General features: G+C 72.4%; 17 protein-coding genes and 2 pseudogenes. 12 read left to right on the top strand and 7 right to left on the bottom strand.

Annotated features, from left to right (window positions below; genetic code table 11):
- Positions 1-44 precede the first annotated feature (44 nt).
- Complete coding sequence (locus ABZZ74_RS04530; RefSeq protein WP_356761844.1) at positions 45-788, bottom strand: YcnI family protein; 744 nt, start codon at positions 786-788, stop codon at positions 45-47.
- Complete coding sequence (locus ABZZ74_RS04525; protein WP_356761843.1) at positions 737-1408, bottom strand: hypothetical protein; 672 nt, start codon at positions 1406-1408, stop codon at positions 737-739. Before ABZZ74_RS04525 ends, ABZZ74_RS04530 begins: the two co-directional genes overlap by 52 nt.
- Before the next feature lie 104 nt (positions 1409-1512).
- On the opposite strand from ABZZ74_RS04525, the gene ABZZ74_RS04520 reads away from it, so the two are divergent.
- The 3 genes from ABZZ74_RS04520 to ABZZ74_RS04510 all read left to right on the top strand — a co-directional run bounded on the left by ABZZ74_RS04520 (position 1513) and on the right by ABZZ74_RS04510 (position 3156).
- Positions 1513-1983, top strand: coding sequence for a DUF5990 family protein (locus tag ABZZ74_RS04520; RefSeq protein WP_356762059.1), 471 nt, complete (start codon positions 1513-1515; stop codon positions 1981-1983).
- A 35-nt stretch (positions 1984-2018) separates the two neighbouring features.
- On the top strand, positions 2019-2408 hold the full coding sequence (locus ABZZ74_RS04515) for a DUF6153 family protein (protein ID WP_356761842.1): 390 nt from the start codon (positions 2019-2021) through the stop codon (positions 2406-2408).
- 91 nt (positions 2409-2499) lie between these two features.
- A complete protein-coding gene (locus ABZZ74_RS04510; protein ID WP_356761841.1) occupies positions 2500-3156 on the top strand; it encodes a DUF305 domain-containing protein in 657 nt (218 codons plus the stop codon).
- 42 nt (positions 3157-3198) lie between these two features.
- Here the strand turns inward: ABZZ74_RS04510 and ABZZ74_RS04505 are convergent, their stop codons facing one another.
- Together ABZZ74_RS04505 and ABZZ74_RS04500 are read right to left on the bottom strand one after the other, a co-directional pair.
- Positions 3199-4158 (bottom strand): XdhC family protein, encoded by a 960-nt coding sequence (locus ABZZ74_RS04505; protein ID WP_356762058.1) that lies wholly within the window; start codon positions 4156-4158, stop codon positions 3199-3201.
- Between the two features lie 18 nt (positions 4159-4176).
- Positions 4177-4520: pseudogene (locus tag ABZZ74_RS04500) on the bottom strand (hypothetical protein); the annotation flags it as partial.
- Positions 4521-4584: 64 nt separating this feature from the next.
- Between ABZZ74_RS04500 and ABZZ74_RS04495 the strand changes: the two are divergent.
- From ABZZ74_RS04495 to ABZZ74_RS04470, 6 genes are all read left to right on the top strand, one after another.
- On the top strand, positions 4585-5235 hold the full coding sequence (locus tag ABZZ74_RS04495) for a helix-turn-helix domain-containing protein (RefSeq protein ID WP_356761840.1): 651 nt from the start codon (positions 4585-4587) through the stop codon (positions 5233-5235).
- 243 nt (positions 5236-5478) lie between these two features.
- The gene (locus tag ABZZ74_RS04490; protein WP_356761839.1) at positions 5479-6096 is read left to right on the top strand and encodes a hypothetical protein; all 618 of its coding nucleotides are present in this window, start codon (positions 5479-5481) and stop codon (positions 6094-6096) included.
- Entirely contained in the window at positions 6093-7403 is a 1311-nt protein-coding gene (locus tag ABZZ74_RS04485; RefSeq protein ID WP_356761838.1) for a CopD family protein, read from the top strand. Before ABZZ74_RS04490 ends, ABZZ74_RS04485 begins: the two co-directional genes overlap by 4 nt.
- 74 nt (positions 7404-7477) lie before the next feature.
- Complete coding sequence (locus ABZZ74_RS04480) at positions 7478-8503, top strand: plastocyanin/azurin family copper-binding protein (protein ID WP_356761837.1); 1026 nt, start codon at positions 7478-7480, stop codon at positions 8501-8503.
- Positions 8504-8606: 103 nt separating this feature from the next.
- Positions 8607-9122 carry a hypothetical protein gene (locus ABZZ74_RS04475; protein WP_356761836.1) on the top strand — a complete coding sequence of 172 codons (516 nt, stop codon included), beginning with the start codon at positions 8607-8609 and terminating at the stop codon, positions 9120-9122.
- Positions 9110-9787 carry a plastocyanin/azurin family copper-binding protein gene (locus ABZZ74_RS04470; protein WP_356761835.1) on the top strand — a complete coding sequence of 226 codons (678 nt, stop codon included), beginning with the start codon at positions 9110-9112 and terminating at the stop codon, positions 9785-9787. The genes ABZZ74_RS04475 and ABZZ74_RS04470 overlap by 13 nt, the downstream gene beginning before the upstream one ends.
- 2 nt (positions 9788-9789) lie before the next feature.
- Here the strand turns inward: ABZZ74_RS04470 and ABZZ74_RS04465 are convergent, their stop codons facing one another.
- Positions 9790-10200, bottom strand: coding sequence for a hypothetical protein (locus ABZZ74_RS04465; RefSeq protein ID WP_356761834.1), 411 nt, complete (start codon positions 10198-10200; stop codon positions 9790-9792).
- A 208-nt stretch (positions 10201-10408) separates the two neighbouring features.
- On the opposite strand from ABZZ74_RS04465, the gene ABZZ74_RS04460 reads away from it, so the two are divergent.
- Together ABZZ74_RS04460 and katG are read left to right on the top strand one after the other, a co-directional pair.
- Positions 10409-10846 (top strand): Fur family transcriptional regulator, encoded by a 438-nt coding sequence (locus tag ABZZ74_RS04460; RefSeq protein WP_356761833.1) that lies wholly within the window; start codon positions 10409-10411, stop codon positions 10844-10846.
- Positions 10847-10871: 25 nt separating this feature from the next.
- On the top strand, positions 10872-13070 hold the full coding sequence (gene katG / locus ABZZ74_RS04455; RefSeq protein WP_356761832.1) for a catalase/peroxidase HPI: 2199 nt from the start codon (positions 10872-10874) through the stop codon (positions 13068-13070).
- A 66-nt stretch (positions 13071-13136) separates the two neighbouring features.
- Here the strand turns inward: katG and ABZZ74_RS04450 are convergent.
- Positions 13137-13289 (bottom strand): annotated as a pseudogene (locus ABZZ74_RS04450) (RNA polymerase subunit sigma-24); the annotation flags it as partial.
- 165 nt (positions 13290-13454) lie between these two features.
- Here ABZZ74_RS04450 and ABZZ74_RS04445 point away from each other — a divergent pair.
- The gene (locus tag ABZZ74_RS04445; protein ID WP_356761831.1) at positions 13455-13745 is read left to right on the top strand and encodes a hypothetical protein; all 291 of its coding nucleotides are present in this window, start codon (positions 13455-13457) and stop codon (positions 13743-13745) included.
- Positions 13746-13815: 70 nt separating this feature from the next.
- Here the strand turns inward: ABZZ74_RS04445 and ABZZ74_RS04440 are convergent, their stop codons facing one another.
- Positions 13816-15147: a class I SAM-dependent RNA methyltransferase gene (locus tag ABZZ74_RS04440; protein WP_356761830.1), complete on the bottom strand. Its 1332-nt coding sequence runs from the start codon at positions 15145-15147 to the stop codon at positions 13816-13818.
- Positions 15148-15206: the final 59 nt, after the last annotated feature.

Genomic DNA, 15206 nt, shown 5'->3' with positions numbered 1-15206 from the left:
GCGCACGGGGCGGGGGGCCTGTGGACCCCCGCCCCTCGCGTTCGCTACTCGGCCGGCGTTCCGCCGTTACGGCCGCGGGCCAGCGCGAACCCCGCCGCGCCGAGCCCCAGTACACCGACGACCAGCCCGGCGATGCCCAGTCCGCGTGCGGTGGAGTCACTGCTCGACGCCGTCGCCTTGGTGCCGGTGGAGCTCTTCGAGGTGGCCGGCAGCGGCGTCGTGCTGCTCGCGCCCTCGTCCGTGCCCTTGGCCGTCAGCTTCAGCACCGGCGCCGGGTTCTCCGGCTCCTCGTCGCCGGAGGACGCCGCCTCGATCCAGCGGACCGTCTTGCCGTCGGAGTACGTCTGCAGCGCCTTGAAGGCCAACTGATCGGTGTCGTCCGGCAGTTGCCCGAAGGCGACGTTGAAGTCCTCGTACTGGCCGGCCGCGATCTTCCCGCCGGTCCAGGTGATCTCCGAGACGGCGTCGGTGATGGAGCCGTCGTCGGTCTTCACCGGCGTCTTCAGCTTGGTGGTGGTGACCTTGGGGGTCCAGCCGTCCTGCGGGGAGACGAGGACGCCCAGGACGGGATGGTCGGTGGGCAGGAAGACCTGCACCTTGGTGGTGGACGCGGTGTCCTCCTCGTTGGGGACCCGGAAGGTCAGCAGTCCGTCCGTGGCGCCCTTGGCGTAGCTCTCGGGATGGACGGTGACGTGCGCGGAGGCGGCACCGGCCGCGGCGAGGAGCCCCGCGGCGGTCAGGGCGGTGACGGCGCCGGCGCGGCGCAGCGTGATGCGTACTCGGGACATGGGTGAGTGAATCTCCGTACGGGAAAGGTGTGTTGGGGTCGCTCGGGGTACGGAGTCCCGGGCGGCGGTCCACGCCGCTGCACCGCGTGCCGCAGCAGGAGCCGCCGCAGCGGCCGCGGACCGCCGGCACACGGTCGTACGGCCGCGCCCGCGTCCGGCACCAGCGGCGCCCCGCCGCTCACCCGCCACCAGGCCAGCAGGCCCGGCACCAGGGCGGCGGCCCGGCGCAGCAGCGACCACAGGGCGGCCTCGCCGCGCCTGAGCCACCAGGTGAGTACGAGGGCCGCGGCGACGTGCGCGGCGGTGGCGTGCGGGGTCACGGCGTGGGTGTGGTCCATGCGCATGCCGTGCATGAGCATCGTCGAGTGCGGCCGCAGCGCGCCGAAGGCGAGGTGCAGTCCGGCCTGCGCGGTGAGCGTGCCGGCGCCGATGGCCGCCAGTGACCGCTCCCGGCCGCCCAGCAGACACCCGGCGCCGAAGAGGGGCACGAAACCGACGGCCTGCACCCACACCGGCGGCGCCATGCCGGTGGCGAGGACGTGTCCCCCGGCCGCGAGCAGCACGCACAGCGCGGCGAACACCGCCGCGCGCAGCGCGCGTACCGAAGCAGACGCCGTCATGGCGCCCGATCCTGCCATGCGGCGGGCGCGGTCCGGCGGGTGGATCCCCCGGTCCAAAGGTGCAGACTGGACCTCCACAGCTGACGAACCGGGGCGGTGACGGCATGGCGGCCGGTCTGCGCATCCACATCGAGGGCTTCGACCTGCCCGGCCGCACCTGCGGTCCCGAGGGCGGCGACACGGTGTACTCGGACGTGCGTGTCGCGGTGCAGCGTCGGGACCGGCCCGCCGAACTGCTCGGGGTGCAGCCCGGTGACGCCGGCTCGGTGAGCTGGACGCTGGAGTGCACCGCGGTGGTCTCGGCGGCCGGTACGGATGTCAAAGGGCCTTATGTGCAAGGTCGTTCCGGGGGCAGGTTCGTGTATCTGTCGTGGGGTACGGGCGACGGCTCCGGAGCGTTCACCCTGTTCCGGCGGGCCAAGCTGATGCTGGACGCCGTGCCCGCCGAGGTGCTGGACACCGCCGTGCGCCAGGGGCTGCTGGTGGGCAGGCTCGGGCTGTCGGACGAGCGGGGCCTGCCCCTGTGCGCGCGGGTGGTGCCACCGCGGATCACCTGGACGGCCGGGCCGGGGTGAACGGCGGCCGGGTCGTCTGCGTACGATGAGGCGCCATGACAGCTCGTGCACAGGAACGCGGTGCGCCACCCTCCGTGGGGTGGCGGGCGCTTGTTGTGCTCGGGCTGCTGGCGGGGCTGTTGGGCATGCACGCCCTGGCTCCCGGCGGCGGCATGGAGACGCACTCCGCCGCCGGGCACACGTCGGTGGTGGCCGGCCCGCACGGCGGCTGCTCGGGCGACGACTGCGGCGGCGGCCACCTCCAGCACGCCGACCGGACCTGCGCGTCGGCGGCGGTCAGCGGCGGACCGACCCTGCCGGCCCCGACGCCCGGCCCGGTGACCGTCCCCGCGTGTGCCGACATCTCCTGCCCGTACGCCGGCACGGCCCCGGACGGCGCCCGCGCCCCGCCCTCCCTGGCGGAACTCCAACTCCTGCGGATCTAGACACCACGCGGCACCGCGCCCGCGGTGCGCTCCGGCACGTCCAGATCCCTTCACGCGCGACAGCGCGACACGCATCAGCAGGAGTTCCAGCATGCGCAACACCCGTACGCCCCTCGTCCGCCGTACCGCCCTGGCGGTGACCGCCCTCACCGCGGCCGTCACTCTCGCCGCCTGCGGCAACGACCATGACAGCGGGAGCGACAGCGGCGGCCACGCGGCCGCGTCCGCCTCGTCGTCCACCGGCGCCGACGCGCACAACGCCCAGGACGTCTCCTTCGCGCAGGGCATGATCCCGCACCACCAGCAGGCCCTTGAGATGGTCCGCCTCGCCGCCGGAAAGGCCTCCTCCGCCCAGGTCAAGGACCTCGCCGCGCGCATCGAGAAGGCGCAGGACCCGGAGATCAAGACCATGTCCGGCTGGCTGACGGCCTGGAACGAGAAGGTGCCCTCCGCCGGCGCCTCCATGGACTCGATGGACTCCATGCCCGGCATGGACCACGGCTCGGGCTCCGACATGGCCGGGATGATGGATCCCAAGGACATGACCATGCTGGAGAAGGCGTCCGGCAAGGACTTCGACACCATGTTCCTGACCATGATGGTCGAGCACCACGAGGGCGCCGTGAAGATGGCCGGGACGGAGCAGACCAAGGGCTCCTACGGCCCGGCGAAGTCCATGGCCGGCGACATCGTCAAGGGCCAGACCGCCGAGATCACCGAGATGAACAAGCTCCTCGGCAAGGGCTGAGCGTCAGCAGGGGCCGGCGTCCGCGCCGGCCCCTCGTCGCGCTCACTCCGGACCGTCCAACGCCGTCAGCACCTCGGCGCAGATCGCCAGTGCCGTCTCGGCCGGGGTGCGGGCGCCGATGTCCAGGCCGATGGGGCCGTGGACGCGCGCCAGGTCCGCCTCGGCCAGGCCCGTCTCCAGCAGGGCGGCGGCGCGGCGGGCCTGGGTGTGGCGGGAGCCGAGGGCGCCGACGTACGGGATGCCCGAGGTCAGGGCGGTGCGCAGAAGGGGGACGTCCACGTCGGGCTCATGGCTCAGCATGATCAGACAGGCGGCGGCCGGATGCTCGGCGAGCAGCTCGGCGGCGTCCCCCGCGGACCTCGTCACCGTGGCCAGCCAGCCCAACAAACCGGCCTGGGCGACGAGGAGTTCGGCGAGTTCGCCAGCGCCGACGACGACGAGGTGCGGCACGGAGGGGCAGGTCTCGATGAGGACGAGCCCGGCGTCGGCCGCGTGCACCTCACGTCCGACCCGGTAGCGGGCGAGCAGGGAACGCGCCTGCACCGCGGCCTGCGGCGGCACGTCCGGCCCGTCCACGGCCTCGTCCGGCGTCACCACGGTGCTGACCGCGTGCGTCCGCCCCTCGTCCAGCCAGGTGACGAGCGCGGCGTCGGCCCCCGCCCCGAGCAGTTCCCACCAGCGGGCCGGTACGGCTCCCAGCGGCTGCATCAGGATCTCGGCCTGTCCCCCGCAGGTCAGCCCTGCCCGGGCCACGCCCTCCTGGTGCACGGCCACCTCGCACACGCGGGCCGTGTGCCCAGGCGGCACCGCACAGGCCTCGGCGACGAGCCGCTGGTCGAAGGCGCCCCGGTACAGCCGCCCGTGGTACTGCCCGTCCGCGTCGATCAGCATCGCGTCGGCCGGCTGCCGCGCCCCGAACCCGCGCTCGGTGAGGGGCCGCGCGAGTACCGCCGCACGGCCTTCGGCCGCCCATTGTCGTGCCGTGTCCGCCAGGTCTCGCATGCACCCAGAGTAGTCAGCAACGTCCCGCGCGTACCTCTTCTCGGCCGCCGGCTGCTTCCCGTACGCCGCCACCCCCACCTCGTCGAGTACGCCGTGCACCACGGTGATGTCCCTCAGCGCCCGGTCGACGTCCTTGACCATGCGGGAGGCGTCGCCGCAGACGCAGCAGTGGGCGGCGCGCTGGTCACGGGAGAAGGCCGGGTCCAGGCGGTCGAGGGTGCCGTCGGCGAGGAACGGGCGACACCGGTGCCGGGGCCGACTATCACCATCGGCGTGGCCGCGTCGGCGGGCGGGCGGAAGTGCGCGGCGCGCTCGACGTGCACCGGGACCGGGGTGAGGGGCTCGGCGTCGGCCAGGAACGGGTGCCCGTTGGTCTTATTCGTCGGCAGGTCAGGCAAGTCCACTCGACGGAGTTACGGTGATGCGGTGAACCCCGATGCCACGGCCGCCGCGCTCGCCGTCCTCGGCGACGAGTCCCGGCGTCGGCTGCTCGACTACGTCCGGCGGGCCAGACGCCCGGTGACCAGGGAAGAGGCGTCCGCGGCGGTGGGGATCTCCCGCAAGCTGGCCGCCTTCCACCTGGACAAGCTGGTCGCGTCGGGCCTGCTGCAGGCGCGCCACGGCGGCCACGGCCCGCGCCGGGTCGGCCGCGCCCCGAAGGTGTACGAGCCCAGCCCCGGGACCCTCTCCCTGAGCCTCCCCCCGCGCCGCCACGACCTGCTGGCCTCCCTGCTGACCGAGGCGCTGACGGCACAGCGGCCCGGCGAGAGCGCCCGGGAGGCGGCGCTCCGAGTCGCCCGGGAGCGGGGCGAGGCCCTGGGTGCGGAGACCCCCGGCGGGGACGTCACGGCGATCCTGGAATCCCTCGGGTTCGACCCGGCCGACGCCGGTTCCGGCCGCACGGTGCTCTACAACTGCCCGTTCCACCCGGTCGCCGCCCAGGCCCCCGACCTGATCTGCGGCATGAACCACGCCTTCCTCGCCGGCTGCCTGGCCGCCTCCGGCAACACCGACACCACCGCGGTACTGACGCCCCGACCGGGCGCGTGCTGCGTCGAGTTGCACACCGACGCCTAGGGCATATGCAGGAAAGGGGATTTCGTGAAGAAGTAATTGCCGCGGGCGTTCGAATTCACACTCCCTCCGGTTTCTTCACGGAATGCAATGCGCGCATTGGTGTGGTGAGGTCCGTTCTCACAACCCCGCCCCGGTCGAATAAGAGGACACGAAACGATCGATTAACTGACGCGTAGCTGACGGGAATCGTCACCCCGGTGCACTCCTGGTCACCGCCGTCCACGCACAGCGTCAGGAGGGACCATGTCCTTCTTCGCCAGGGCTTCCTGGCCAGGAGACCATCGCGACGAGATCGTCGCGGGCGCGCTCGTCGCGGCCGTCGTCGTCGTCCTCGGCTACGCCTCGGGCATCGGAGCCCCCGGCACCACGACCGTCGACACCGCTTCGCCGCCGGCCTCCGCCGCCTCACCCACGCCCCGTCAGCCGACGTCCCGTTCGGAGACCGGACCTCCGCCCGACAGCGCGACGGGGAATTACGGATTCGGCTCGGCGGGCGATTATCCGGCGGGCGACAGCGGCGCCGGAATTCCCGTCGCCGACCAAACTTCTGGCGGGGAAAGCGGCCACGGCCACGGTACGGGCGGAACCGGCGGCGCGGGACAGCAGTCGTCCTCTCCCCCGCCTTCGCCCTCCTCGACACCGACCCCGTCCCCCTCAGCCCCGGACAGTTGCGGGGAAGGCGAAGTCCGGCTGGTCCAGCCGCTGTTGAACGGCGTCGTCAGCCCGGTGCCGGGCCTGCTGGACAGCCTGCTCGCCCCGGCCCCGGCGTCCACGTCCCCCGCTCCGTCCCTCTCCCCCTCCTCCTCCCTCTGCGTCGGCGTCGCCGCCTCGCCCTCGGTGCTGCCGGAGGTACTGCCGTGAGACGCCGCGCCCCGTTCCTGCTCACCGCCGTCCTGGCCGCCCTCGCCGCCCTGCTGCTCGCCGCACCGCCCGCGTCGGCGCACACGGAACTCATGTCCTCGACCCCGGACAACGGCGCCCGGCTCACGCACACTCCGGCGACCGTGACGCTGCGCTTCAGCGAGCCAGTCGACCCGGCGGACGTCCACATCAAGGTGTCCGGGAGGCCGCTGGGTGTGAGAAGTGGCGGCGGTGACAAGGCCGTTGAGGTCACCGTCCCGAAGACCTCCGGCCAGGACCGCCTCGTCCTGGATTGGCAGGTCCTCGACATGGAGGACGGGCATTCCACGTCCGGGGCGCTCTCCTTCCCGCTGACCGCGAAGCCCTCCCAATCCTCGGCACCGCCGGTTCCGCAACCCGCCGAGTCCGTCCACACGGCCTGGATCACCGCCCGCTGGACCGGCTATCTCGCCCTCGCCCTGTATGTCGGCGGCCTCGCCTTCCTCGCGCTGCTCTGGCCGCAGGGCGCCGGAGACCGCCGTACCCGGCGTGTCCTCACGCTCTCCTGGGCGGCCGGCCTCACGGCGAGCCTGCTCACGCCGGGGCTGCAGAGCGCGTACGGGGCGCTGGGCTCGCTCGGTGACGTCTTCCGACGGGCCACCTACACCGACCTGTTGGGCACCGAGGTCGGCGTCGTGGCCGCCTGCCGGGTGCTGATGTGGGTGCTCGCCGCCATCGTGCTGGCCGCTCTGCTGCAGGGCGCGGAGCGGGCGGCGCGGTCGCCCGGCTGGCGGGTGGGCGCGTTGGCGGTGACCGTGGGGCTGCTGCGGACGGCCGGCATGACCGGCCACAACTCCGAAGGCACGCACCCCGGTTGGGGCGCGGTGGCCGACCTGGTCCATCTGCTCGGCGTCTCGCTCTGGCTCGGCGGTCTGGCGCTGCTGCTGTTCGGGGTGCTGCCCCGGCGCCGGCCCGAGGAGCTGTCGGCCGTGGTCTCCGGCTACTCCACGCTGGCCGGGGTGTCGGTCGCGGCGATCGTGGCCGCCGGTACGGTGCTGACCTGGCAGGTCGTCGGATCGTACGACGCCCTGGTCGGCACCGGGTACGGGCGGCTGCTGCTGCTCAAACTCGCGGTGCTGGCCCTCGTGTTGGCGGTCGCGCAGCGCAGCCGCGGTTGGGTGCGGACGCGGCTCGACATCGCCGTACTGCTGCGCGGCGACCGCGCCACCGTACGGCCCTTCGTCCACTCGGTCGCGGCGGAGACGGGGCTCGTCCTCGTCGTGCTGGCCGCGACGAGTTGGCTGGTCACCTCGGCTCCCGGCCGCTGACCGGCACACTTCCCGACCCCTGTCACCCGACAGGGACCCCCACCGGGGGAACCTCACAAGGGAGAAGCATCTCCATGCACACCGAAGAAACCACCGCTCCCCCGAGCCACCGGCGCTCCCGGGTGGGCAACAAGGTACTGCTGGCCACCGGTCTGGGTGCGGGCCTCGCGGCCGCCGTCGGACTCGGCCTGCTGCAGGCGTCCACCGGGTCCGCAGCAGCCACGCGGACGGCCGAACCGGCAGCCGAGGCACACCAGATGGCCGACATGGGCAAGTCGACCACCGAGGCCACGGCTGCCGACTACACCATCGACATCAAGAACTACGCGTTCAGCAAGCCGAAGCTGACCGTGAAGGTCGGGCAGACGGTGAAGTGGGTCAACGAGGACACCGCTCCGCACACGGTCACCACCACCAGCGGCCCGGCCAAGTTCGACTCCGGCTCGCTGCAGAAGGGCGACAGCTGGTCGTACACCTTCACCAAGGCCGGTACGTACGACTACTACTGCGCGGTCCACCCGGACATGACGGCCTCGATCACCGTGGTCGCCGACAGCGGCGGGGGCAACTCCGGCGGTTCCGGCGGCGGTTCGACGGGCGGCTCGACCGGTGGGTCCACGGGCGGCTCGACGGGCGGGTCCACCGGTGGCTCGACCGGAGGGTCGACGGGTGGCTCGACCGGTGGCGGCACGGGCGGCTCGACGTCCGGCGGCAGCAGTTCCGGCGGCAGCGGTGGCGGGGACGGAAGTTGCGTCAGCGTCCAGCAGGTGCTGCTGCCCATCCTGCAGCACATCGACAAGGCGCACCTGGAGGAGTCCCCGGGCCAGCAGGTGCAGGACGCGCTGAAGCTGGACAGCTACCTGAAGATGCACACCGTCTGGCTGGAGTCGATCCTCACGCCCGCCGTGAACGGCGCCGGCAGCGTCTCCGACGACACCCTGAGCGTGCTGCTCCAGCACGTCAACTCCGCGCACCTGCAGGAGTCGCTGGGCCAGCAGGTCGCGGACATCCTCAACCCGGACGCCTACGTGAAGATGCACACCGTCTGGGCCGAGCACCTGCTCGCCCCGACCGAGGACTACATCACCAACTCCTGCTGATCCACGCGGCGGGACGCGGCGGGCCGGCCGAGTCGCAGTCGGCCGGCCCGCCGCCCCGCCATTCTCCCCGCCCGTCGCCCCGCTCACCCACCGAGGTGCCGAGATGACCACCGAAACCCTTCCCACAGCCCCTCTCCCGCCACCCCGGCCCGGCCCCGACTGGCTGCCCGAACCCGGCACGTACACCGCTGCCCCGGACCGCTGCGTCGTCGAACTGACCGCGCGGCTCGGGCCGTTGACCACCTTCCGCCGCAGGCTGACCGCGCTGGACGCGACGCTCACCGTGGCGCACGACTCCGACGACTGCGCGCTGGGGCTGGCACTGGCCGGCCGGCCCCTGGGCGGGAGGCAGCTCACCTTCGCCAGCACCAGCCTCACCCCCACGGACGAGGCCACCCGGCTGCACGTCCCCGGTGACCTCGCCCTGACCGGTGAGCCGTTCCCGGCCGTCTTCGGCTTCCGCGTCGTCGAGCGCACCGCCGACCGGCTCCTGGTCCTCGGCACGCTCCGGCTGCCGTACCGCCCCCTGCGCCGTATTACCGGACTCACCCTGCCCCGCACCCGCCCCGCGGCCCGTGTCCGGCTGCTCGTCGCCGCGGAGTTCACATGCCCCGTCTGACCGCTCTGCTCGGCGCCCTCTTCGTGACGGGCGCCGCCGTCGTCCTGCCCGCCCCCGCGGCCGAGGCGGCCGGCACGCACCAGGTCGTCATGTCCGGCTACGCCTTCGCGCCCCGCTCGCTGACCGTCACCGCCGGGGACACCGTCACCTGGACCAACCGGGACCAGGCACCCCACGACGTGAAGACCACCTCCGGTCCCGCCTCGGTCCACTCGCCGATGCTGAGCAAGGGCGGCAGCTGGAGCCACACGTTCACCACTCCGGGGACGTACGGCTACCTGTGCACCGTGCACCCGGGCATGACCGCCCAACTCGTCGTCGAGCCGGCCCCCGCCCCCACCACGCACGCTCCGGTCCACCGGCACCCGGCCTCTGCCCCCGCGGCCGCACCCTCCAGGCGGGCCGGCGCCTCGGACATGCCGTCGATGACCATGGCCCCGGCCCCGACCCCGCGGGCGACCGAGGAGGCAGCCGTCCAGGCGCCGCCGGAGGCCACTCCGTCCGCTCCCGTTCCGGACGCGCAGGGCACCGCCGCCTCTGCCACCCGCCCCCTCGACCCGCTGCTGCTCCTCACCGGTGTCGTCGCCGGCGTCGCCGTGCTCTGCCTGCTCCTGGTCGGCTCCCGCTCGGCCGCGACCCGCCGCGAGGAGCCCGAGGCCGGCTGACGTCACGCCTGCCGCAGGACCACCAGCACGACCAGCAGCACCGTGGCTCCCGCGCACATGCCGTGGGCGACGACCGCGGTCAGCGGGAAGTGGCGCTCGGCGGTCCGGCGGCCGTGGGAGTGCCGGCCGGAGCTGGGCAGCCAGCGCAGCAGCATCATGAAGCCGAAGGCGGCCACGATCAGCACCACGGCACAGGCCGCCCAGGCCGTGCCGCGCACTCCGCCCGCCAGATAGGCGGTCCAGGAGGCCAGACCGCCGACGGCGAGCAGGACATGTCCCACGACGAGCCACAGCGGCAGCCGCGTCACCCCTGACGCGCGCTGCCGCAGGCCGCCGTGGCGGATCCACACCGAGGCCAGATAGCCGCCGAGGCCCGCCGTCAGCAGCCACGCGCACAGAACGAAGACCCTCACGCGGTCCAGCACAGCGCACGCGCCGGGCGCACACCGGACATCCATTCACAGATTCACCCGTAGGCGTGAACAGTGGTGCGAACCCCTTGAACTGCGGGGATGTGCGGGGACCGGCCGACGCGTGGAGGTGGAGGTCACCCGGGCGACACCAAACTTGTACTCCTCGTTTTCTTGAAGCGTTCGTGTTTATGGGGGTAGGTTGGTCGCCATGACCACACCCCAGCCAGCGTCCACCGCCGATGAGCTGCGCGGTACCGGCCTGCGGGTGACGGCCGCCCGCGTCGCACTGCTCGAGACCGTCCGGGACGGTGACCATCTCGACGCCGAGGCCATCGCCTCGGGCGTGCGGGCCCGGGTCGGCCACATATCACTGCAAGCCGTGTACGACGCCCTCAACGCGCTCACCACGGCGGGCCTCGTACGCCGCATCGAACCGCCGGGCAGCCCCGCCCGGTTCGAGGGCAGGGTCGGGGACAACCACCACCACCTGGTGTGCCGGTCCTGCGGCGCCGTCTTCGACGTCGACTGCGCGGTGGGTCACGCACCCTGCCTCACCGCGTCCGACGACCGCGGTTTCGCGATCGACGAGGCCGAGGTCATCTACTGGGGCCTGTGTCCCGACTGTTCCACCGCACGCACGGCCTGAGCACCGAACACCCGGAAGGATTCGCATGTCTGAGAACACCCCCGCCGCAGAGGCGAAGTGCCCGGTGGCGCACGACCGCGCCCTGCACCCCACCCAGGGCGGTGGAAACCGCCAGTGGTGGCCGGAGAAGCTCAACCTGAAGATCCTTGCCAAGAACCCCGCGGTGGCCAACCCGCTCGGTGAGGACTTCGACTACGCCGAGGCGTTCCAGGGCCTCGACCTCGCGGCCGTGAAGCAGGACATCGCCGAGGTGCTCACGGACTCCATGGACTGGTGGCCGGCCGACTTCGGTCACTACGGCCCGTTCATGATCCGTATGGCCTGGCACAGCGCGGGCACCTACCGCGTCAGCGACGGCCGCGGCGGCGCCGGCGCCGGTCAGCAGCGCTTCGCCCCGCTCAACAGCTGGCCGGACAACGGCAACCTGGACAAGGCCCGCCGTCTGCTGTGGCCGGTGAAGAAGAAGTACGGCAAGAGCCTGTCCTGGGCCGACCTGATGATCCTCGCCGGCAACGTCGCCCTGGAGTCCATGGGCTTCGAGACCTTCGGCTTCGGCGGCGGCCGCGAGGACGTCTGGGAGTCCGAGGAGGACGTGTACTGGGGTCCCGAGAAGGTCTGGCTGGACGACCAGCGCTACACCGGCGACCGTGAGCTGGAGAGCCCGCTCGGCGCGGTCCAGATGGGCCTCATCTACGTCAACCCCGAGGGCCCGAACGGCAACCCGGACCCGGTCGCCGCGGCCCGCGACATCCGCGAGACGTTCCGCCGCATGGCGATGAACGACGAGGAGACCGTCGCCCTGATCGCCGGCGGTCACACCTTCGGCAAGACCCACGGTGCCGGCCCGGCGGACCACGTCGGCGCCGACCCCGAGGCCGCCCCGATCGAGCAGCAGGGTCTGGGCTGGAAGAGCACCTACGGCACCGGCAAGGGCGGCGACGCGATCACGTCCGGCCTGGAGGTCACCTGGACCGCCACGCCGACCCAGTGGAGCAACGGCTTCTTCAAGAACCTCTTCGAGTACGAGTACGAGCTCACCGAGAGCCCGGCCGGCGCGAAGCAGTGGGTCGCGAAGGACGCCGAGGCGATCATCCCCGACGCGCACGACCCGTCGAAGAAGCGCCTGCCCACCATGCTCACCACCGACCTCTCGCTGCGGTTCGACCCGGTCTACGAGCAGATCTCGCGCCGCTTCTACGAGAACCCCGACCAGTTCGCGGACGCCTTCGCCCGCGCCTGGTTCAAGCTGACCCACCGTGACATGGGCCCGAAGTCGCTCTACCTCGGCCCGGAGGTCCCGGCGGAGACGCTGATCTGGCAGGACCCGCTGCCGGAGCCCGAGGGCGAGCTCATCGACGCCGCCGACGTCACGGCCCTCAAGGCCAAGCTGCTCGAGTCGGGTCTGTCCGTCGCGCAGCTCGTGTCCACCGCGTGGGCCTCCGCCTCCACCTTCCGCACCAGCGACAAGCGCGGCGGTGCCAACGGCGCCCGGATCCGTCTGCAGCCGCAGGCCGGCTGGGAGGTCAACGAGCCCGACGAGCTGGCGCAGGTGCTGCGCGTTCTCGAGGGCGTCCAGCAGGAGTTCAACGCGAACTCCGGCGCGAAGAAGGTCTCCCTGGCCGACCTGATCGTCCTGGGCGGTGCCGCCGCGATCGAGAAGGCCGCCAAGGACGGCGGTTACGAGATCGAGGTGCCCTTCACCCCGGGCCGGGTGGACGCCACGGAGGAGCACACCGACGCCGAGTCCTTCGAGGCGCTTGAGCCCACCGCGGACGGCTTCCGCAACTACCTGGGCAAGGGCAACCGCCTGCCGGCCGAGTACCTGCTGCTGGACAAGGCGAACCTGCTGGGCCTGAGCGCGCCCGAGATGACCGTCCTGGTCGGCGGTCTGCGTGTGCTGGGCGCCAACTACCAGAACTCGCAGCTCGGTGTCCTCACCCAGACCCCGGGTTCCCTGACGAACGACTTCTTCGTCAACCTGCTCGACCTGGGCACCACCTGGCGGGCGACCTCGGAGGACCAGAACACCTTCGAGGGCCGCGATGACGTCACGGGCGAGCTCAAGTGGGCGGGCAGCCGCGCCGACCTGGTCTTCGGCTCGAACTCCGAGCTGCGCGCGCTGGCCGAGGTCTACGCGAGCGACGACGCGAAGGAGAAGTTCGTGAAGGACTTCGTGTCGGCCTGGGTCAAGGTCTCGAACGCGGACCGCTTCGACATCGCCTGATCCCGCTGTAGGTCACAGACGCCCGGGTCGGCCCATCAGGGCCGGCCCGGGCGTTCGTGCGGGGACCTACCTGGCCAGTTCGGCCGGTTCGTCGAGCCGGGTCAGCTTCTCCGGGTTCGCCACGGCGTGGATCCGGGTGATCCGCCCGTTCTCCACCACCAGGCTCACCGCGGCCGACCGGCCGGCCAGTTCGACGCGGCCCGCGGGCGAGCCGTTGAGCAACGGCAGTCGGACGTAGCAGACGTCGACCCGCCCGTCGATCAGGAAGTCGACCTGGTCGGTGATCGACGTGTGCACGACCTCGATGTCGAGCTGCGGCGCCATCCGGGCGAACTCCCGCACGATGGGGGTGACGACGACACCCGGCATGAAGCCGATGGGACCGTGTACGGCAACGGGCTGTCGGCGTCGGCCATCCGCACCGCCTCGGTGACCCAGGAACCCATCGCCCTCTCGGCGTTCACCGACAAGGCCACGGTCGATCCGCCCGCGAGGACGCCGAAGTGGGCGGTCATCTCGACCGAGGACCATGCCGTGCCGACGGCCGCCCAGAAGTTCGAGGCCAAGCGCGTGGGCGCCCACATCACCTACACCCGCTCGGGCCACGACGTTCCGTCGATCAGCCCCGAAGCGGTCGACCGAGCCGTCGTCGCCGCCGCCAACTCCCTACGCTGACCGACCCCTACGGCGGGCCGCACCTCCGGGTGCGGCCCGCCGTAGTCCGCGCACTTCGCCAAACCGCGGCTCAGGAGCCCTTGGCAGCCGGCTCCAGAATTGCCACGCACTCCACGTGGTGCGTCATCGGAAACAGATCGAACGCCCGCAGCGTCCGCACCCGGTACCCCCCGTCCCGGAAGTACCCCAGGTCGCGGGCGAGCGCGGCGGGGTCGCAGGCGACGTAGGCGATGCGGCGGGCGCCCAGGGAGGAGAGGTGTTCGACGGTCTTGCGGCCGGCACCCGCGCGCGGGGGGTCCAGGACGATGAGGTCGACCTCGGTGATGCCGGTGCGGGGCAGGACGGACTCGACCTTGCCCTGCTCGATGCGGACGCGGTCGAAGTCGGCGAGGTTGTGCCGGGCGTCCTCGACGGCGCGCTTGCCGGACTCGATGCCGAGGACGGCTCCCTTCTCGCCGAGCCGGTCGGCGAGGGCGCCCGCGAAGAGACCCACTCCGCAGTACAGGTCGAGCGCCGTCTCGCCCTTGCGCGGGAGCAGGCCCTGCATGACCGCGGTGACCAGGGTGTCGGCGGCCTTCGGGTGCACCTGCCAGAAGCCGCCGCTGCCCACGCGGTAGGTACGGCCGTCGGCACGCTCGCGCACGAAGGGGCGGCCGTGGACGCGGTGGATGCCGCCGTCCTTCTCGCCGACCCGCATCACGGAGACCGGCTTGTCCAGTTCGACGATGGGCAGCCGGGCGCCCGGCCTCGGCTCCAGGATGACCTGGCGGTCCTGCGAACCGGTCGCCGCGATCGCGTCGATGGACGCCATGCCGGTCCAGTCCCGCTTCTCGATGCCGAGCTCGCTCACTCCGGCGGCCGCGATCATGCAGTGGTCGATCGGCTCCACCTCGTGCGAGCGGTGCCGGCGCAGCCCCGCCCGCCCGGAGGAGGCGTCCACCGCGTACTGCACGCGGGTGCGCCACTGCGGCACCTCGCCCGCCGGCAGCTTGTCTCCCTCGGCCGGCATCACCGTGCCGTCCCAGCCGGCCTCCTCGGGCGTCAGCCCCGCGAGCCGGCGCAGCTGCTCGGCGACGACCTCGCCCTTCAGCCGGCGCTGCGCCCCCGGCTTGGCGTGCTGCCAGTCGCAGCCGCCGCAGCGGCCGGGACCGGCGTAGGGGCAGGGCGCCTCGATACGGTCCTTGGACGCCTCCAGCACGGACACGGCGTCCGCGCGCAGGAAGCGGGCCCCCTCCTCGCCCTCGGTCACCCGCGCCACGACCCGCTCACCGGGCAGCGCGTGCCGGACGAACAGCACCTGGCCCTCTTCCGTGCGGGCGATGCAGTGCCCGCCGTGGGCGACGGGGCCGACCTCGACCTCGTACTCCGCCCCGACCAGCGACTTCTTCGGTTCTGCCTGCATGGCGGGGTGACTCCAGAGGTGAGAAAGAACGGCGGCCGGACAACAGCCCACCAGTCTAC

The sequence above is a fragment of the Streptomyces sp. NPDC006476 genome (assembly GCF_040612015.1).
In the GTDB taxonomy this organism is placed as follows: domain Bacteria; phylum Actinomycetota; class Actinomycetes; order Streptomycetales; family Streptomycetaceae; genus Streptomyces; species Streptomyces griseorubiginosus_B.
This window is presented reverse-complemented; position numbering and strand designations above follow the sequence as displayed.